This is a genomic window from Phycisphaerales bacterium AB-hyl4 (assembly GCA_041821185.1).
In the GTDB taxonomy this organism is placed as follows: Bacteria; Planctomycetota; Phycisphaerae; order Phycisphaerales; family Phycisphaeraceae; genus Natronomicrosphaera; species Natronomicrosphaera hydrolytica.
The window spans coordinates 184,709-204,025 of record JBGUBD010000001.1 but is presented as its reverse complement, the minus strand read 5'-3'; the positions used below and the strand labels follow the sequence as shown (position 1 = coordinate 204,025).

General features: G+C 64.2%; 16 protein-coding genes. 7 read left to right on the top strand and 9 right to left on the bottom strand.

What is annotated here, in order from left to right; all coding sequences use genetic code 11:
- Positions 1–128 precede the first annotated feature (128 nt).
- The 4 genes from ACERK3_00850 to ACERK3_00835 all read left to right on the top strand — a co-directional run bounded on the left by ACERK3_00850 (position 129) and on the right by ACERK3_00835 (position 3,016).
- Positions 129–719 carry a PEP-CTERM sorting domain-containing protein gene (locus ACERK3_00850; protein MFA9476829.1) on the top strand — a complete coding sequence of 197 codons (591 nt, stop codon included), beginning with the start codon at positions 129–131 and terminating at the stop codon, positions 717–719.
- Between the two features lie 124 nt (positions 720–843).
- On the top strand, positions 844–1,527 hold the full coding sequence (locus ACERK3_00845; GenBank protein MFA9476828.1) for a TetR/AcrR family transcriptional regulator: 684 nt from the start codon (positions 844–846) through the stop codon (positions 1,525–1,527).
- Positions 1,528–1,724: 197 nt separating this feature from the next.
- Positions 1,725–2,531, top strand: coding sequence for a 5'/3'-nucleotidase SurE (gene surE / locus ACERK3_00840; GenBank protein MFA9476827.1), 807 nt, complete (start codon positions 1,725–1,727; stop codon positions 2,529–2,531).
- Between the two features lie 221 nt (positions 2,532–2,752).
- The gene (locus ACERK3_00835; GenBank protein MFA9476826.1) at positions 2,753–3,016 is read left to right on the top strand and encodes a hypothetical protein; all 264 of its coding nucleotides are present in this window, start codon (positions 2,753–2,755) and stop codon (positions 3,014–3,016) included.
- A gap of 28 nt (positions 3,017–3,044) precedes the next feature.
- Here ACERK3_00835 and ACERK3_00830 read toward each other — a convergent pair whose 3' ends face one another.
- The 6 genes from ACERK3_00830 to ACERK3_00805 form a co-directional block, all read right to left on the bottom strand.
- Positions 3,045–3,464 carry a DUF1425 domain-containing protein gene (locus tag ACERK3_00830; GenBank protein ID MFA9476825.1) on the bottom strand — a complete coding sequence of 140 codons (420 nt, stop codon included), beginning with the start codon at positions 3,462–3,464 and terminating at the stop codon, positions 3,045–3,047.
- 61 nt (positions 3,465–3,525) lie between these two features.
- Entirely contained in the window at positions 3,526–5,328 is a 1,803-nt protein-coding gene (locus tag ACERK3_00825; GenBank protein ID MFA9476824.1) for a hypothetical protein, read from the bottom strand.
- Complete coding sequence (locus ACERK3_00820; GenBank protein ID MFA9476823.1) at positions 5,319–5,951, bottom strand: hypothetical protein; 633 nt, start codon at positions 5,949–5,951, stop codon at positions 5,319–5,321. Before ACERK3_00820 ends, ACERK3_00825 begins: the two co-directional genes overlap by 10 nt.
- A gap of 5 nt (positions 5,952–5,956) precedes the next feature.
- Positions 5,957–6,595, bottom strand: coding sequence for a hypothetical protein (locus tag ACERK3_00815; protein MFA9476822.1), 639 nt, complete (start codon positions 6,593–6,595; stop codon positions 5,957–5,959).
- Positions 6,596–6,813: 218 nt separating this feature from the next.
- A complete protein-coding gene (locus ACERK3_00810) occupies positions 6,814–8,181 on the bottom strand; it encodes an MFS transporter (protein ID MFA9476821.1) in 1,368 nt (455 codons plus the stop codon).
- 15 nt (positions 8,182–8,196) lie between these two features.
- Entirely contained in the window at positions 8,197–8,976 is a 780-nt protein-coding gene (locus ACERK3_00805; GenBank protein ID MFA9476820.1) for a phosphoribosylformylglycinamidine synthase subunit PurQ, read from the bottom strand.
- A gap of 146 nt (positions 8,977–9,122) precedes the next feature.
- On the opposite strand from ACERK3_00805, the gene ACERK3_00800 reads away from it, so the two are divergent.
- Positions 9,123–10,529 carry a lysostaphin resistance A-like protein gene (locus tag ACERK3_00800; GenBank protein MFA9476819.1) on the top strand — a complete coding sequence of 469 codons (1,407 nt, stop codon included), beginning with the start codon at positions 9,123–9,125 and terminating at the stop codon, positions 10,527–10,529.
- A gap of 161 nt (positions 10,530–10,690) precedes the next feature.
- Here ACERK3_00800 and ACERK3_00795 read toward each other — a convergent pair whose 3' ends face one another.
- Positions 10,691–13,636 (bottom strand): autotransporter domain-containing protein, encoded by a 2,946-nt coding sequence (locus ACERK3_00795; protein ID MFA9476818.1) that lies wholly within the window; start codon positions 13,634–13,636, stop codon positions 10,691–10,693.
- Positions 13,637–14,368: 732 nt separating this feature from the next.
- On the opposite strand from ACERK3_00795, the gene ACERK3_00790 reads away from it, so the two are divergent.
- Both ACERK3_00790 and ACERK3_00785 read left to right on the top strand, forming a co-directional pair.
- Entirely contained in the window at positions 14,369–14,962 is a 594-nt protein-coding gene (locus ACERK3_00790; GenBank protein ID MFA9476817.1) for a hypothetical protein, read from the top strand.
- Between the two features lie 5 nt (positions 14,963–14,967).
- Positions 14,968–16,614: a ribulokinase gene (locus ACERK3_00785; protein MFA9476816.1), complete on the top strand. Its 1,647-nt coding sequence runs from the start codon at positions 14,968–14,970 to the stop codon at positions 16,612–16,614.
- Between the two features lie 137 nt (positions 16,615–16,751).
- Here the strand turns inward: ACERK3_00785 and ACERK3_00780 are convergent, their stop codons facing one another.
- On the bottom strand, positions 16,752–17,720 hold the full coding sequence (locus ACERK3_00780) for a hypothetical protein (protein MFA9476815.1): 969 nt from the start codon (positions 17,718–17,720) through the stop codon (positions 16,752–16,754).
- A gap of 803 nt (positions 17,721–18,523) precedes the next feature.
- The gene (locus ACERK3_00775; GenBank protein MFA9476814.1) at positions 18,524–19,120 is read right to left on the bottom strand and encodes a hypothetical protein; all 597 of its coding nucleotides are present in this window, start codon (positions 19,118–19,120) and stop codon (positions 18,524–18,526) included.
- Between the last annotated feature and the right edge of the window lie 197 nt (positions 19,121–19,317).

Below are 19,317 nucleotides of genomic sequence, written 5' to 3'. Positions count from 1 at the left end.
AGTGGTGTGATTATTTTTCTTGACCGGCGGCCGGATTGAGGTATTTTATTCACAGAGGCGCGATTTCTTTCCAGTTCGCCCATGTTCGCCGTGTGAAAAGCGGGATCGGGGCCTAAGAGGAGGTCAAAATGAAGGGTCTGCTAAGTTCTTGGATGTCTCGAGGCGCGGCTGCGGCGGTTGTCGCGGTGGGAATGGTCGCTGCACCTGCAGTGCAGGCGGGTACGCCGGCGAGTTGGAGCACGGGGACACTGGAGACGTCAGATGAGGATGTGCTTTGGACTTCGCCCACGGCGGTGGAACTGGGTTTTCCGAGCTACACATACGATTATGAAATTACGACATTGAGTGTTTACGCGGACCTCACTGGGACTGGGTTGGCTTTTACGTGGCTATCAGCAATAAATCTGGGTCTGGTGGATTCTGGTGATCTTGTTGGTGGCGGCACCCTTGCCGGGCTGCCAGGTGACATCATCAATCAATCCTTCGACGCCGGGTCTGGCGGGCTATCTGTCGTGGCGGATGTTTTGATCTTTGTTGACGAAAACGGCTACGGGCAGGCTGAATTGACCAATATTCAATTTGGGAATGCTATTCAGGCTGTTCGTTTCGGCGCTGACATCAACATGATTCCGATCCCCGAGCCGGGCACGCTGGGGTTGCTGGCGGTGGGTGGGGCGCTCGCGATGCTGCGTCGTCGGCCGGCGCAGGTCTGCGCCTGAGTCAGCGAATTTCGAAGACAGTTTAATTCCGTTCCGAGCGAAGGCGGTCGCGACTCTTATAAGAGGCGACCGCCTTTTTTTATATTCGCACCCGCGCGCCCCGCGCTGCTATGATTGACATATCTTGGCCAGGCAGGACATCATCTCGAACAATGCCCGATCGCGCGGCCGACCCGCAGGCAACGGCGCGACCGACCGGCGCGACCACATCCTCGATCACGCCAGCCGACTCTTTGCAGAACAAGGCCTGGAAGCGACGAGCGTTCAGATGATCGCTGATGCGGCCGGCGTCGACCGACGCCTGGTTTATCATTACTTCGACAGCAAGGACAAGCTGTATCTCGAAGTGCTCGCCAGCATCTACGGCGAGTTGACTGGTTTGGCTCAGGCGCTGCTGCCGGGCACGACGAACATTGAGCAGTTCGTGGACGTTCTTTGTCGCACGTTCTTTCAGTTCTGCCTCGACCATCGGCCGTTCGTGCAGATGCTGATGTGGGAGAACCTGCGCGGCGCCAAGGGGCTGCGCACCGTACCCGTCGCCGGGCAGGTGATCAAGGGCGCTCGGCCGAAGCTCCAGGTGTTGCTGGACGAGGCGGTCGCCGACGGGCGATGCCGCGGTGACCTCGATCCGACGCAAATCATCATGAGCTGCCTCGGCATGAGTCTGTACCCGATCACCAACGCCGCGTCGTTGAACACGATTCTGGACATCGACACCAGCACGGACGCATTCCGCGAGCGATGGCTGGAGCACATGATCCAGACCATCATCCACGGCCTTCGGCCGCCGAGCGAAAACACGCCATAACGCGACGACACGAATTCGGCGGTTGCATCGTCTTTTTTGGGCAGTGCCCCGCCCCCGGAGGTCGGCCGAGCGCGCGGGCCAAGGTCCGCGGCTAAATGGGGGCATGCTGTTTGGCGGGTGTTGGCGTGATTGTGAAGACGCGGTGAGGTGGCGGGCCTGCTCAGCGGCTGTGTGGCGATTTTTGCATAATAGAGCCTATGCGAATTGTTTTGACCAATGATGACGGGATCGACGCGCCCGGCTTGTGGGCGTTGTGCGAGGCGGTGGCCGACCTTGGCGAGGTGCATGTTGTCGCACCGTCGCGGGTGCAGTCGGCGACGAGCCACGCGGTGACGTTTCATCGGCCGATCCGTGTCTGCCAACCTTCAAACGTGCCCTCGCGGGAGGCGATTTGTTGTGCAGCGCATTCGGTCGACGGTCGGCCGGCGGACTGCGTCAAGCTAGCGGTGCAGCATCTGGTCGGTGGGCCCGTGGACCTTGTGATCTCAGGCATGAACGCGGGGGCGAACGTCGGGTTGAACGTGATCTATTCCGGCACGGTGGGGGCGGCGATGGAGGCGGCGTTCATGGGCATTCGCTCGATCGCGGTGAGCCTGCACCTGCGCAAGCTGGGGGATCAGCAGGCGGTGCGCTGGGCGGAGGCGGCGCGACATGCACGGGATGCGATTGATCGCGTGCTGGATGGGCCGACGATGCCGCATACGGTGATGAACATCAACGTGCCGGTGCTGGATGATGATCCGCAGCCGCGTGGTATGAAGTTCGTGCCAGTGTCGCGCGTGCCCAACGCGGACGCGTACACGGTGACGGCCGACGGGGAGGCGGGGCATCATTACGAGATACGCAGTTCGTTCAGCTACGACCACCACGAGCCGAACACGGATGTGGAAGCGCTGCATGAGCGTTACGTGACACTGACGCCGCTGCATTTTGATCTGACGCATCGCGAGCATCTTGCGGCATGGCAGCGGCATGTCAACGACGGTGCCGCGGCGGAAGTGTGATGGGTGATAGTGGAGTGGGGGTGAGACAGTGCCCAATCGTTAAAGCCCAGGCATGGCCATGCCTGGGCTTTGTTGCGTGGGTGTACTTGGGCTTTGTCTGTTTTTTGGGGGCGTGCCCGGGGTCGGGGGGTGATTGCGGGCATCGCGATTGCATCGAGTCATGGTGGAGCGTACGCGCGTGCCGGTTGTGTCGGCATGCGCCGGGAAAGGAGACAGTGAAGATGCTCATCATGACCCATACCGCTGCCGAGCACTTGCGGCAGTTGCTGCTGGAAGCGGACGCACCGGAAGGCGCAGCGGCCCGGTTTGTCGCCGGTCCGGAAGGCCTGTCGCTGCACCTGGACAAACAGCGGTCCGGCGACGAAGCCTACGAACACGACGGCCGAACCGTGTTGCTCGTTGACGAACAGATCTCCGAGCTGCTGAACGACCGCACACTCGACCTGGAAGAGACCGACGACGGCCCGGCATTGACATTGCAATAACCGGCGTCTGTTTGTAACGACGGCCACTTCAGCGGGCGAAGCGGATTTCAAGCCGCCAGTCGACGGCGTCGGGGTTCAGCGCCGCTGCGTCGACTTCCGTCTGCGCTCGCGGGGGGAGCACCTTGTACCGCCAGCTCATTTCCGGGCGGACCTGCTGGTTGCGTTCATCGAAGAAGATGAAGCGGTACTGGATGGCGTGGTCGCGGTTGTCGAGGAGGCGGAGTGGGACGGTGACGCGCATGGGCGTCTGGCCGTCGCTGGGCGTGACGGTGGGCTGGCCGTGTGAAACGCGGTTGTGAATGTCATCGTGGAGGACGATGTGGGGGTGCTGACCTTGTGGGACGGGGTCCTGCACGGAGCCCCAGGGCTGCGTGCGGGCGCAGCCGACGAACAGCATGGCGATCGTGAGGGTCAGCACGGTCATCGACAAGGTGGTTCGCGTGGTCATGGTCAATCTCCTGTGGCGTGAAAGTCGCGGCGGCGTGTTGCTCATCCGCGCGGTTGTTTGGTTATCGATCATCGTGTACCAGGCTTTCGCGCTGGCGTTGGTTTTCTTCGCGGGCGTGGTCGGCGACGTCGCGGCTGGTCGGGCGGTAGGGCGGCCGCGGCGCGCCGAAGAGTCGCATGAAGCCCGTCGTGCCCGGCTGGGGCGCGACGAGTGATCGGCCGCCTTCGAGGATGTGGCGGTCGGCGTAGCCGCGCTGGTCTTCGATTTCAAAGCGGATGTCTTCCTGGCGGTACAGCTCGCGCAGGTCGTTGGTGGTGAGGTCGAGCAGGTGGCCCGAGCGGTGGTAGTCCTGCATGGTGGCGCTGGTGGGGAGGCGGACGCAGTCGCCGCCGAGGATGTAGGGCAGTTGCGGGCCGTTGGTCGCGCCGGTGTGGGGGTTGCTGTAGACGATTCGGCCGGAGGTCGCCCAGGCGGGGGGCGTGCTGGTGGGCTGGGTTCGGCTGACGAGCCGCACGTAGCGAAGCTGGGCCTGGCCGTCGCGCGGGGCGGTGAGGCCGCGGAGCACGAGGCGGGAAGCGTAGTTGCCTTCGACCTGGAGCGTGATCGGCTGATCCTGTTCGGTGAGGTTCAGCGGGATGACATAGACGCGCTGGGGCATGACGTCGGCGTAGCGGGTGTCGGCCTGCGCGCCGGAGGCGGTGAGCGCGCCAGCGAGCATGACGCCAAGGCCTGCGATGGCGGTTCGGCTGCTGCCACGGTCCGCGCCGATCATGGTGGTGATCGCCCCGCCGTGGAACATGGCTCGGCCGATGGCGCTCTTGGCGATGCGGACGTCTTCCATGTTGTTCCAGCGATGGTCGCGGGCCATGCGGTTGACGTCGAGCACCTGGTCGTAGCTTCGCCCGCCGCGGTCGCCGACCTGCACGCGCAGGCCTGCGTTGTTGCTGGGGTAGCGGGTGGCGAAGCGGGTGAGCGCGTTGTCCGGGCCGTAGGCGATCTTGCGCGGGCCGAGGCCCCAACTGACGACGAGCACGGTGTTGTATTCGCCGGTGCGGAAGGCGTCGACGAGCGGTCCGAGTTCGGGGTTGAGTTCGACGACGTAGTTGAAGTTGTCGGACGCTTCTTCATCGCGGCCGAGCTGCTGGTTGGACACGGCGTTGAGCAGGTAGCCGAGGGTGAAGTCGGACTCGCGGGCGACGTAGCCGTGGTCGAGGTATTCGGCGTCGGTCTGGCCGGCGCGTTCGTGGACGAGCGATCGGCGGGCGAGTTCCTGGGCGTCGATGTTGTCGCGGTCGCCGGGGCGACGGAAGTCGCGGAGGTAGAACAAGGCGTTTTGAGAAGCGGCGCGGGCGTTGTCCCACGAGCCGGTCTGGGCGTGGGTCAGGCCGTAGTAGAACATGGTGAGCGCCTGCTCGAAGGGCTCGCCTTTCCAGATGCGGACGCCTTCGTGGAAGACGACGGAGGCGACGGTGCGGTCGCGGTTGATGCCCTGCGTGCGGAGCATTTCGTAGGTGGGTTCGAAGACGGTCTGGGCGGACTCGGGATAGCCGTCCGCGAGGGTGAGGACGCCGGTGCGCATGCGATCGAGGATGAACTGTCGATCGCTTCGCTGGTCGACCATGTTGTTGTGGATGTTGACGCGGGCGGAGCCGAAGTCGCCCTGGCCGAGGGCGGCGTAGGGGGTGGCGACGGGGCGTTGGTGGCAGGCGGTCAGCGCGAGCAGCAGCGGGAGCAGGAGGAGGATTTGGAATTTCGGATTTCGGATTTCGGATTTGAGGAACGCGCGCGGAGCAACTGGGGGCGATGGCGGGAGCCAATCGGCAATGGTGAATCGGCAGTCGGCGGTGGGGGGTGTCAGTCCCATATGTGGCCGTGGGCTTCGCGTTTGTATTCGAATCGGTCAATCCAGACCGGGACGCTTGTGGCGTGTTCGAGGATTTCGAATTCGCAGTAGTAGAGTTCGGTTCGGCCGGTGGTGTGGGCGCGGGTCATGGAGCGGAAGGTGGCGGTCATGGTGTGGGTGGGGGTGAGGCGTTCGCTGCCGAAGGCTTCGCCTTGCTCGCCTTCCGCGACGAGTTCCTCGCGGAGCGCGACCACGCGATCCGGGGCCATGACGAAGCGGACGTTCTTGTCGTCAGCCAACGATCGCAGGGGCGTCGAGCTGCGCAGACGGGCGATGATGGACCACTGTTCGCTTTGTGTCATGACATCGCTGGTGAGGTTGAGTACGCGTTCGATGGAGATCACCCACGGCTCGCTGTCGGGGCTTCGCTGCGCGAGGGCTTCGCTGTCAGCGAGGCTGGCTGCCATTTCCGCTGCCATGGCGTCGAAGTCGTCGACGGTCATGCGCGTGGACTGCTGGGGGGTGGCGCAGGCGGACAGCAGTAGGGCGAGCAGCAACAGGCAGGGCGCGGAGGCCCACGCTTTCAAAGCGTGGGCTTCGGCGCGAGGTTCGGCGCGGGATGATGTCGGGGGGTGCAGACGCATCGCGCTCACCGGTCGGTGCGGACCTGCCTGACTTCGTACATGTCGTTGAACACGATCTCGTTCGTGGCGAAGTGGACGAGTTCAAAGTCCATGTAGTAGTGGTTCGTGCCGCCGCGGTTGATCCGGTAGAAGTTGCCGTTGAGCGTGTACGTGGTTTGCGGGTCGTAGTCTTCCGGGTCGGCAAGGAAGCCGTCGGAGGCGACGCGCTCGCGGGCGGCGAGGTCCTGCATACGGCCGCGCCGTTCGACGAAGGCGAGCTTCTCGGTCGCAGTGCCGGAGCGCAGGAGGTTGGAGCGGAGGCGACGCTGCATGGCTTCGAAGTCGTTGCTGGAGACGACGCGCGTGCGGTTGTTCAGGTCGCCGAGCAGGACCGTGACGCGGCCGTCGTGGTCGCGGATGTGTCGCACGGCGGGGAGATCCTGCACAAGCTGCTGAGCCGTCTGATCGGAAAACTCGACCAGCGCGACCGGGAGGATGCGTCCCTCGCGGTCGGTTCGCTCGGCTTCGGTGGTGGTGCCGGTGTCGACACGGCCGGAGGTCTGCCCGCGATAGCCGCAGCCGACGGAGACGAGCAACGCCAGCATGAGCAGGGCAAGGGTGGAACCACGGGCAACGCGATGCGTGAGGAAGCGATGGTTGGGCATGGTTTGTATCTCCTGGTCTTTAGAACGCTCGGGGGGGTTGTGATGTTCCCGGCAATGGTGGGTCATTGTATCGTGGAACCGTGGGGTGTGTCGGGCGTGGATTCGCCATCTGTTTGCGGTGGCAAGGTTTAGGAAGCCTGGCCGCGTTTGGCTGGCGAGGTTATCGCCGATGTGGGGTTAACGTCCGGGGGCGTGTTTCCATTGCGGTCGGGGGGCGGTCAGTTGGTTTCGGTCATGGGCGGGAGGATGCCGCGTTCGACGTAGATGGGTCGGACGATTTCGCGGAGTGCGGGCAGTTGCCAGCCGAAGGCGACGCCGGCGAGGGCGGAGGCGAAGCCGCCGATCATGATGGTGGTGGTGGGGCCGATGATGGTGGCGAGCTTGCCTGCCATCAGCGCGCCCATGGGCATGGCGCCCATGAAGGTCATGCCGAAGAAGCTCATGACGCGGCCGCGCATCGCGTCGTCGACGAGCGTCTGGATGATGGTGTTCGTGCCGGCCATGGCGACCATGGACACGGCCCCGGCGATAACGAGCAGCGGCAAGGAGAAGGCCAGGTGCGTGGAGAACGAGAACAGCGCGAGTGACAGGCCGAACATGATGGTGCAGATGGCGATGATGCGGCCGAGGCCGAGCACACTGCTTCGGCCGGCGAGATACATCGCGCCGACGAACGCGCCCATGCCGCCGGCGGCGACGAGCAGCGAGTAAGTGCGCTCCGTGCCGTGGAGCACGTCGCGGGCGATGGCGGGCAGCAGCGTGCCGTAGGGGATGCCGACGAGGGCGATCGTGCCCATGAGGATCATCAGGGCTCGCATGGGCGCGAAGCCGAAGGCGTGGGCGAAGCCTTCGCGCATGTCGTGCAGCAGGTGTTTGCGGGTTTCTGGTTCGCGTCGGGCGGTGAGTCGAAGGGCGAACAGTGCGCCGATGACAGCGATGTAGCTCAGGCCGTCGAGCAGGAAGCAGAAGCCTTCGCCGTTGACTGGCGCGAGCCAGATGATGACGCCGCCGAGCACAGGGCCGAGCATGCGAGCGCCGTGGAACATGGATGAGTTGAGGGCGATGGCGTTGGGCAGGTCGTCGCGGTGTTCGATGATTTCGACGACGAGGGATTGTCGGGCGGGGAGGTCGAAGGCTTTGGCGATGCCCAGCGCGGAGCAGCCGAGCAGGATATGCCAGACCTCGACGTTGCCGGTGAGGGTGAGCGTGGCGAGGGTGAGCATGGTGAGCATGTCGACGCTCTGGGCGACGATCATGACGGTACGGCGGTTCCATCGGTCGACGAGCGCGCCGCCGAGGGGCGAGAGGATGAAGGTGGGCACGTGCATGCAGAAGCCGAGGAGGCCGAGCATGAACGGGTCGTTAGTGAGGCGGTAGACGAGCCAACCCATGGCCATGAGCGACATCCACGTGCCGGCGAGTGAGGTGAGCTGGCCGAGGAAGAAGAGGCGGTAGTTGCGAGATCGGAGGGCGCGGAAGAAGAATTTGGCGCGCTCGGCAGTGGGCAAGCGGAAAAAGAGCATCAGTGGAGTGTAGCGGTTAAAGCCCAGGCATGGCCATGCCTGGGCTTTGTGGTGGGCGGGCATTTGGGTGTGGTGTTGTCAGCCGGCGTTGACGTTGGTGGGGGTCTGGACGTGTTGCACGGCGTTGCGGAAGAAGGTCAGGCCCGGGGCTTCGGCCTGGAGGAACTTGTCGCCGCGGCGGGTCCATTGGGGATGCTGGGTGGGGTCGACGAAGCGTTCGGGGTGGGGCATGAGGCCGAGCACGAGGCCGGTGGGGTCGCAGAGGCCGGCGATGTCGTCGGCCGAGCCGTTGGGGTTGTGGCCCGGGGCGTAGCGGAGGGCGATCTGGCCCTGCTCGCGGAGCTGCTGGAGGACGTTGTCGTTGCGCACCGCGAGTCGGCCCTCGCCGTGGGCGATGGGCAGGTCGAACGGGTCGAGGCCTTTGGTCCAGACGCAGGCGGAGGCGGGGTCGGCGGCCATGGGGGTCCACTTGTCGATGAATCGGCCGAGCGTGTTGTCGGCGAGGGTGACGAGCTGCTCGCTGGCGTGCGGGTCGGGCAGCAGGCCGAGCTTGACGAGGACCTGGAAGCCGTTGCAGATGCCGATCATGGGCACGCCGCGGTCGATGGCGGCGAGCAGGGGCTCGTAAAGGCGGTGTCGAAGGCGGTTGGCGAAGATTCGGCCTGCGGAGATGTCGTCGCCGTAGCTGAATCCGCCGGGGAAGCCGACGATGTCGAAGGTTTCAAGGCGATCGGGGTGCTCGATCAGCTCGTTGAGGTGCAGGGTGTGGGTGTCTGCGCCGGCGAGCTGGAAGGCGTGTGCCAGTTCGCGGTCGCAGTTCGTGCCGGCGGTACGGATAATGAGTGTATTGGGCTTCATCGGATGAGCCATGATAGCCAAGTTGGGTGCGGCGCGGAATGATAGGGGGCGGGGATCGGGAATTTTCGGTTTATGTTTTTTGATTGACGGGGCAGTTGCTGTGGCAGATGGTGGGATACTGGGGCCGTTCACTGAGAGGGCGCAAGATGAACGCAGCGGATGGTGGGACGAGGCGTGGCGGGGGGGCGATTGCCGCTGCGTGGGTGGTGATGCTGGTGTGTGTCGTGGTGATGATGCTGCTGCAACGGGTCGGCGATCCCGAGCCGAGCATGGCGATCGATGCCGGGCCGACGATGGATCAGACGTTCTCCGGTCGGTTGATCGTGGGCATCAACCAGTTGGGCGAGCAGGCCGGCGTGGATGTGGAGCAGACGACACGGTCGATGCTGGAGGAGTTTGAGGCGTCGGCTTTTTCGCCGGGCGCGCATCTGCGTGTGGTGATTCTGGAGGCGGAACTGGACGGGCCCGAGCCGGCACGCGAGCGGCTGGCGGCGGTGCTGGCGGCGATGGATGCGGCGGAGGGGGAGACAGACATCGGGGACATGGTGCAGACGTCATGGCGGGATGCGCAGACGTTGCACGCGATCTACGAGGCGGCGGTGCTCGGCGAGCCGACGATGGACCTGACCGACGAGGACCGGGCAATGCTGCTGGCCGGGCAGGGGTGGTTTGGCCGACTGGCGTTGAGTCATGACCCGGCCACGCGGGAGGCTTCGCCGAGCTTCCGCGAGTCGGTGTTGGGCGAGGCGACGCGGACGGTGCTGGCGGCGGTGGGCGTGCTGGTGGGGCTGGTGGTTGCGGTGCTGGTGGGGCTGGGGTTGTTGATTCTGGCGGTGGTGCTGTGGGCGGACGGTCGGCTGCGGATGCGGTATCGGCCGGTGCGCGGGCCGACGGGGCCGTTCCTTGAAGCGGCGGCGTTGTTCCTGTTGCTGATGCTGGTGCTGTCAGTGGGGCTGGGGCTGGGTGAGGCGATGATCGGCGTGCCGATGTCGCCGCTGCTGTATGTGCTCGTGCCGCTGGCGATGTTCTGGCCGTTGGTGCGCGGGGTGAGCTGGCGGCGATGGTGCAATGGGATGGGGTGGCAGCAGGGCGCGGGCGTGTGGCGGGAGGTGGGCAGCGGGCTGGTGGGGTATGTGGCCGGCCTGCCGATCATCGCGCTGGGGCTGGCGATGACGGTGCTGCTGTCAGGCTGGCTGGCGGAAGACGCGGATCATCCGGTGGCGGAAGAGCTTTTTACCGGCGGGACGATGGAACTGGTGCTGGTGCTGCTGCTGGCTGTGGTGTGGGCGCCGGTGGTGGAAGAGGCGATCTTCCGTGGAGCGTTTTACCACCACATGCGTCGGCGGTGGAACGCGGTCGTGTCGGGGCTGGTGGTGGGGGTGATTTTTGCGGCGATTCACCCGCAGGGCATCGCGGGCATCCCGGTGCTGACCGCGGTGGCGGTGGTGCTGTCGATGATCCGCGAATGGCGAGGGAGCCTGATCGGGCCGATCGCGGCGCACGCGGTGCACAACTTCGGAGCAACGATGATCCTGTTGCTGGTGATGCGTTGAGTTTCGTCAGCCGCGTGTCAGGCGCGGCGCATACTTGAGCGTGTTCGCGTTTAGCCCCGCCGCCTACGGCGGGGCGCGCTCCACATAAAAAAGCCCCCGCGTGGGCGCGGGGGCTAAACGAGGGGGTTCAAGTTGGCTGCGACGGTTGGATCATATCTGCGTTAGAACCGGAACTGCATGCCGAGGCTGAGCAGGTGGTTGGTGTTGTTCGAGCCGAGCTCGCTTTGGAGCTTTCCGTAGATGGAGATGGTTTCGCCGATGAGGGCGGACGCGCCTGCGCCGAGGAGGGCGGTGTGCTTGCTGTCGAGGTCGTTGGTGACCGTGAAGCTGGTGGGCGTGCCGGCGAAGCGGGCGGTGGTTTCGTGTTCGTCAAAGAGGGCGTAGCGATAGCCGAGGGTGAGTTCGGGCACGACGACCGCGTTGCCGACGGGGATAACGTGGAACGCTCGCGCGCCGAATGTGGTGTTCAGCGAGTTGGTGGTCGTGCGGTCGACTTCAAGGTTGGCCGGGCCCGCGCCGGACTCGTTGAAGCTGCCTTGCATGTAGAAGAGGTAATCGAGGGCGGCGAAGGGGGTGAGGGTAACGCCATAGGGCAGTTGGAAGTCGTAGCCTGCACCGAGGTATGCGGCGACGTCGAAGTCCTGGCTGTCGGCACTGGCGCCGGCCTCGAACTGTCCGACGTTGACGCGTCGGCTGAGGCTGTTGCGGTGGTAGCCGGCGCTGAGTGCGGTGTCGACGAACCAGTCGCCGCGGTTGTAGCTGGCGTAGGGGCCGGCGCGGAAGTGGTCGGTGTAGCCTGCGCCGCGGTTGTCGCGGAAGTCGAAGTTGGAGTGGGCGTAGCCGGCGTTCATGCCGACGCGCCAGTTGGGGGTGATGCTGCGGTCAGCGGAGACGAGGAAGCCGCCGGTGTGGGCGGTGTAGCCGAGCTGTTCGCCCGAGCGATCCTGGCTGCGGTAGAGGCCGAACGTCTGCACGTCGACATGCCAGTCATGCACGAAGTCGCGGGTCTGGAGGCGGGGGTCGACGCGTGGCTGGCCGGGCTGGGCAGCGCTGATCGCGTGCGCGAGCATGGTGGGGCTCAGCTCGGCGCTGGCCAGCGAGAGGCCGCCCACGCCGGCGAACGTGGGCGAGGCGTTGGGCGAGCTGCTGCCCGGCGCGGCGACGATGCCGAGGCGCTGTTGGCCCATGCGCGTGCTGAAGGTCTGCTGCATGTTGCGAGCGACCTGCACGATCGTGGTGGGCATGGCCTGCACCTGCTCGGGGGCAAGCTGCCGAAGGGCGCGGTTGTACGCGGCGTTGTCGGTTTCGAGCAGCTGCTCAAGCTCTTCGAGCATCGCTTGCTGCGAGTCGTTGATGCCGGTCAGGGCCATCCGATCAAGCGCGGTCGCCACGGCTCGGTTGTTACGGCCGACGGCGTCGTCGACGAACAGCGAGCCTTGCAGGGCGGTGAGGACATAGTTGTTGCCGACGACGGCGGAAGACCAGACGAGGAAGCTGGACTGGGCGTCGAGCAGCGCGCCGAAGTCGGTGATGCCGTCGGTGGTGGTGATGGCGACGATGCTGTCGCCGACGGCGATCGTGCCCTGGCCGGAGATGGCGACGGTGCTGTTCTGTTCGAGGGTGGCCTGGCCGTCGATGTCGAGGCTGGTGGCGTTGATCTCGCCGTTGACGACGTTGTAGCTGATGCTCAGTTGTCCGCCGGAGACGAGGGTGTAGTTGCCTTCGATGGACTGGCCCGCGGCGTGGCTGCCGCCGGTGTTGATTCGAACGTTGCCGACGATCGAGCCGTTGCCTTGAAGCTGAGCGCCGTCGTTGACGGTGATGTTGGCGTTGAGGTCGCCTCCGACGGCGAGGGTGCCGGCGTTCATGAGGACGTCGCCGTTGAAGTTGCTGCCGTCGTCGGCGATTTCCAGCCAACCGTTGCCGACCATGGTGAGCGTTCGGCCGGCGGTGTCGCTGGTGAGGTTGTCCAGCAGGAGGCGGGTGTCGGCTGCGATGTCGAGCGTGCGGTCGCCTTGCACCTGGAAGGGCCCGCCGAATTCGAGCGTGACGAACTCGCCGCCGAGCACATTGATGTCGCCGGTCAGTTGCACGTTCGCGTCGAGCGCGTGGTTGCCGCCGACGACTAGCGTGCCGCCTGCGAGGGTGAGGTCCTGGTCCGCTGCGACGACGTCGTCTGCGAAGATCTGCAGTTCGCCGTCGTTGAGCACGACATCGCCGCCGAGCGGGGTCGCCAGCGCGATTACGCCGTCTTCGATGGTGAGCGTGCCGGTGAAGTCGGTGCTGTCGTCGCCGACGAGAATGACGAACGCGTCGTCGGTTTTGAGGATATTGCCTTCGCCGGAGAGGTTGCCTGCGAAGCTCATCTGCTCATCGCCGCCGAGGGTGAGGGTGACGCCGCTGCTGATGTTGAAGTCGTTGGCGATGGCGTTGTCGAGCTCGGCGTTTGCGGCGAGGAAGCTGTTGCCGGTGACGCTGACGTCGCCCGTGCCGAAGGCCTGGTGGTTTTCGATGAGGACGTTGCCGCCGTCGATGGTCGTGCCGCCGGAGTAGGTGTTGGCCCGGGTGAGGGTGAGTTGGCCTCCGCCCTGGAAGGCGAGTGCGCCGTCGCCGGTGACTTGTCCGCCGAAGCGTGTGTTGGAGCCGCCGAGGACGGTCAGCGTGCTGGCGGCGTCGCTGATCGCGACGTTGCCGAGGACCTGCAGGTTGCCGGCGTTGGCGTTGAGGTTGAGGTTGCCCGCGGCTTCGATGTCCAGGGCGATGTTCTGCGTGCTGCTGGACTGGTTAACCAGCGAGCCGCCGGCGGCGATGACGATGTCGTCGCCCGCGAGGGTGAACGCGCCGGCGGTGCTGTTGAAGGTGATGCCGCCGTAGCTGATGCCGTCGCCGAGGTTGTTAAACGCGCTGAGTTGATCCTGGCCGGCGAAGACGAGGTCGTCGCCGGGCTGCGGCGGTGAGGAGTCGTCCCAGTTGCCGGCGTTGTTCCAGCTGGGGTCGCCGCCGCCGTCGCCGGTCCAGGTGATTGTCGCCGCGAAGCTCGGCCCGGCCGCGAGCGCCCATGTCACTGCCACCGCTGACATCCATACCGATGCTTGCAGACGTCCCATCTATTTACCACCTTCTATGTAGTTGCGTCGTTGCAGGTAAAGACCTTGAATGTAAATCGGCTCGGGCCGCGAATCGGCTGTAACTTGACTGCCAGTCGGCACGGGCGGCCGGCAAGCCCGCGGCGACCGGGCGAGCCTAAGTCGTGGCCATGGCAGTGTCAAACGGTTCCGGAGGTAAACCGGCCGGTCGATGTCAATCCAGCAAAGCCCGATAAAGCGGTTACGGGAATCCCTACTTCGCGCGGCAGGCAATCCGCCCGGCGGCCCATCGGCCGCTTGTATCGACCAGGGCCATCGCATCTGATTTAGTCGTTCGATTTTTAACGCCAAGACGCCAAGACGCCAAGGACAGCAGATCGTTCTTGCCACGAAGACACGAAGACACGAAGACACGAAGACACGAAGACACGAAGAAAACACGAAGAAAGGCAGAGGTTTTTTTGGCAAGGCAGGGAAGCGTGAATCTGTTCCGAAACACCCGCCCCTCCCAGTCATACGCCCCTTCCTTCTAATTCTTTTTCCCCCTTCATCCCCTTCGTGCCTTCGTGGCTTGCCTTTCTTTCTGGCGTCTTGGCGTCTCTGCGTCTTGGCGTAATGAGCGATTAGCTGCGTCGGCCCTGCCGCTTCGATACCGGGGCTGGCCCGATGGAGCGACAGGGTTTATGGTATAGCCTGATCCGATCCGCGCCGGTTGAAGCCGGGTGAGTCGGTAGTTATTGAAAGGTCGATGACATGCACGTTCGCGAACGCTTTGCGATGCCGATGATGTTGGGGCTCGCCCTGCTGCTGGTCACTTCTGCTGGCGGTTGCGCCTCATGGGACCGCCACGTGTTTCAGAGCACGGAAGATCGGCCGACGAGTGTGGCGGTCATTGATGCGGCCGATGGCGAGGCACTCTGGGCGTATGACATCCCGCCGAACCATCGCCTGACGCTCGACCTGGCCAACAGTGGCGAAGTCGGGGCGATGCGCGTCAGCGGTCGGCCGGCGACGCACATGAACTGGAAGCTGCACCAGATGGAAAGCGGCTCGATGGCCGAGTTCTCCAGCCGACGCGTCGGCGGCGGGCGCGTCGAGCTTGAAAGTCGCGCGATTCGTATCAATGTGGACTACGACGAGCCCCGCCGACGTGCCCGATCGCCCGAGCCCGAAGCGATCCCCGAGGCGGTCGACGAGGACGCCGTGGAATTTGACGTCAACGAGTCGGCCGAGCCGGATGCGGATGACGTAGAGGCGGACACGGAAGATGAAGGCTCGCCTGAGGACGACGACGACTCGATCGAAGCGGCGATGGCCGAGGCCGCCGACGGCACGGCCGACGAGTAAACCACATGCCTCGCTCCCGATCACGTTCAACAAAGTTGCCGCTGGCACTCGGGCTGGACTTCGGCACTGAATCGGTCCGGGCGTTGCTTGTGACGCTGGATGGCGTGGAGCATGGCTCGGCCGCCGAGCGTTACAAGCACGGCCAGATCACCGACAAGCTGCCCGGCACGCGCACGAAGCTGCCGCCGGACTTCGCCTTTCAACATCCGCAGGACTGGCTCGACGCGTCCGGCCGAGCGGTGAAGCGGGCGCTCAAGCAGGCCCGCGCCGATGGTGAACAGGTCATCGGCGTCGGCGTGGACTTCACCAGTTGCACCATGCTGCCGACGCTGCGCGACGGGACGCCGTTGTGCACGTTCCAGTCATTCCGCAAACATATGTTCGCCTGGCCGAAGCTGTGGAAGCATCACGGCGCGAAGTCGCAGACCCTGCGGTTCAACGAACTCGCCCGCCAGCGCAAAGAGCCCTGGCTCGACCGCTACGGCGGGATCATCGGCCTCGAGTGGTTCTTCCCCAAAGTGCTCGAAACACTCGAAGAAGCGCCGGCGGTATATGACGCGGCTGACGTCTGGTTGGAAGCGGGCGACTGGTATGTCTGGCAACTGGTCGGCAGCGAAGCGAAAGACCTGCCTCGTTCGACCTGCCAGGCCGGCTACAAGGCGATGTGGAACAGCGACACCGGCTATCCATCGCCAGGCTTTTTCAAAGCGCTGCACCCGAAGCTGGAGCATGTCGTACGCGACAAGATGCCCGGCCGACTGCTCGCGCCTGGCGAGAAGGCGGGCGAACTCACGCCGCGCATGGCGCGCAAGCTCGGCCTGAAGGCGGGCACACCCGTCAGCGCCGCCGTGATCGACGCGCATGCCGGCGTGCCCGGCGCGGGCGTTTCCGAGGCGGGCACGTTTGTCATGGTCATGGGCACGAGCAGTTGCCACATGCTCAACAACAAAGAAGAGCGCCTCGTGCCCGGCGTCGCCGGCGTGGTCGAAGGCGGCATCCTGCCAGGCTACTTCGGCTATGAAACCGGACAGGCCGCGGTGGGCGACGCCTTCGATTGGCTACGTCGTACGGTCGGCGAGAAGTCGTTCAAGGCGCTCGACCGCAAAGCCCGCGACCTGCCGCCCGGCGCGGAAGGTGTGTTGTGCCTTGATTGGATGAACGGCTGCCGAACGCCGTTGATGGACGGCTCACTCAAAGGCGCGTTTCTCGGCCTCACACTCAACCACGGGCCCGAGCACATGTATCGCGCGTTGCTCGAAGCGTCGGCCTTCGGCGTGCGATGGATCATCGATCTGCTCGAAGAGGGCGGCGTGCCGGTGCGCAAGCTCGTCGCCACGGGCGGCCTGCCGCATCACAACCCGCTGCTCGTGCAGATCTACGCCGACGTGATGGGGCGGCAGATCACCGTGCACCCATCGACCCAGGGGCCCGCGCTGGGGGCAGCGATTCTCGGCGTGCTCGCGGCGGGCAAGTCCGCCAGCGGCTTTGCCTCGCCCGGTGCTGCGATCAAAGCGATGGCCGAGGCCGACCCGAAGCGTAAAGATCGCAAGCCGATCATCGTCAAACCCGACCGCAAAGCGACCCGCATCTACACCGAGCAGTACATCCGTTATCGCCAGTGGGCCGACACGCTCGCGGCCGCGCCGGGTTGATGCAACGCAAACGCGTCGCCTGTTACGGGCACAACAAAGCTCACGAATGAAAAAGCCCACGGATGGCTATCCGTGGGCTTTATCGTTGATGCGTTGTCGTGTGGAAAGTCGCTGTGCATCATTGACCGGCGGTCGTGTCATTGACGCCCGGCCACGCCGCGCGATCGGGCAGGTCGTTCGCCCTGCAGCGGAGCGGTGGATCGACGTTCGTTGTCGGCTCGCGTACGCGAACCGCCTCGGGCCGTCGGCCGAGGTCGCATGTTGATCGGCGAGCCGATCTGTTGATGCACGTAGTTCGGGGCACTGACGATCAGGTGGCCGTTGTAGTAGCGGATCGAGCCATACTCGCCGCCATGCTCAAGCCAGATTTCCGGCGCGATCGTATTGCGGATCATGTCGATCAATTCCTCGGCGCGCTCCCGGCGGGAGGGGATCTCCGTGTCGTCGCGGTCCGTGCCGGTGTCGCCGAACAGACCACCGCCACCGCCACCGCCGCCGCGACCACCACCGCCACCACCGCCTCGGCCGCCGCCGCCACGCCCGCCGCCGACGTGGTCCGCGTCAAGCGCGCTTTCGAGGTCGAACCGCGGCGCGTTGTTGAAGTTGGGAACGACGTGCAGCAGGTCGTTGATGTCGTAGATGCGAACCGTCGGCCGACGGTTGGCCTGGCTGCGGGTCATGATTTCGACATACCACTGCGAGGCCTCGGCGATCAGCTCCACGTCCGGCGACGCCATCCGGAGCAACACCACGAGCAACTGGTTGGCCGGCACGCGTCGAAGGCTCATCGTGATGCGCGTGTCGCCGTCGACGCCTTCCATCAACATGGCGTCCCAGTCGACGACCACCGGAATGCCGGTCTGCTCCGACCACCACCGCACTGCTTCCTGGGCTGTGGTGTTTTCGAAGTTGGCGTTGTCGATCACGCCTTGCAGTCGTTGCGCGACGCCTTGCTCCTGGGCCCGTTCGTTATTCGCGCGCTCTTCTTGCGCCCGCTGCTGACGGACGTGTTCAATTCGTTCGGACAGACGTTGCGCCGCCGCCGGCGCTGCCACGAAACTCATGGCCGTCATCGCCAGCGTTGCAATCCAAATGCCTCGATACATGCTTGCCTCCCGTATCAGAACAAAAAAACGAAACGGTCGGGCACCCACGCTTCCGTGCCGTGTCGCGCTGGCGACCCAGATTGCAGGCGACGAGCGTTTTCGCTTCCAGACGCTCGCGCAGGGTGGATTCAGACTAGATGAACATTACTCATGATACCGGCTATAGGCCCTACGGCCCAGCCTTTGGCCTTGCGTATTTTACGATTCATGGTTCGCCGAGGATCGCGAATCGCCGTCAACACCGGGAAATCCCCCGTTTAAGGGGGCTTTTCGATCGGTGCCGATTTCCCAGTCAGTGTTGGGCGGGCCGGGCCCCACGGATGCAATCCGTGGGCTTCGGCGGGACTACCTGCCATCGGCGCGGGCGCGCTCTCGCGGGCCCGCGTCGACGACAACGGTGGCGATCATCAACAGATTCATCAAAAACACATGCATCAAACGAGTGCCCGCGGCTGTCGGCCGATTCGGGAGAACGTGGGGTCGTGGTGTGCTGTTGCCCCGGACAGGTGAGGCGCAACACGCAAGCCCGGCGATCGACGCCGCACAAGGCGATTGCCTGGCGTGCGTCGTTCGTCGAGTCCCGACGTGCCGACCTTTCGGGGCCGCTTGCGTGGCGTGGACGTCGCCCTGTCCATCAGCGGTTTTGTAAACCGCTGGCGAGGTCAACCGCAAGCAAACCCAACCCAGAGTCAGGCACTCGTTATCTGTTGGCCGCTGCGCCGGGTTGGTGCGCTGCGGTGTGATGAGTTGGTGCGCGCCTGACCAGGCGAGAAAACAGTTCCTGACACCTTTTCACGACTACCTTATGTAGACGATTTCGCTGGTGATTCTTGCCAGACTGCACGGCCCGGCCCATCCGATCCAGGGAACTGCAAGCCCGTCAGAGTAACCGTGCTGATCACAGCACACGCCAACTCGGCAGTGTGTCGCTGAACTTGATCAAGAAATGAGCAATCCATCGGGCTATCTACGATCATTTTTTTACGATTCACGAATCGTGGAAGCGAAGCTCCGTTAGCATCGGGCTTCCCCCATGACCCATGGCACAGGATATTTCGCATTTCCGACGCTTTGCGTAAGTCCCTCACCAGATCATTGAGAATATCGAGTTTTACATCCGGATGATTGCGAGCCGCTTTATCGTATGAATTGATAAGGGGAGCCAACGTATCAGTGAGCGCATGCTCTAACTGGGGCAGCCACTTGGCATACGCCCGCTGATCCTCTGCCTTGTCTTTGCAGCGGCGGGTTGCCGTTAGCGCGAAAATGGCTTTACCGAGTACTTCCTCTAGTAATCCGAAAGTTGCAACGGCACGACCCAGGCTCTCCCAGAATTTTGGCTCCTGAATGTGGGTAGGATAGAGATGAGGCAAAGCGTCAATGTTGACGATGTGTGTCATTTGGTGTCGCCCCGAACTTGCCCCGGTTCGTAAATCCAGTCGCCTTTCCGGCGAGTTTGAATGGGTCTTTTCCGACGGTAATTCTAAGCCGTGCCCGCGCAAGAAGAAAGCCTTCCGTTTCTGACGGAAGGCTCTTTGTCTACTCAAATCGGGGTGATTGTCATGGTATCGAAACCGTCTAGCGGCGGTTGCTCGAT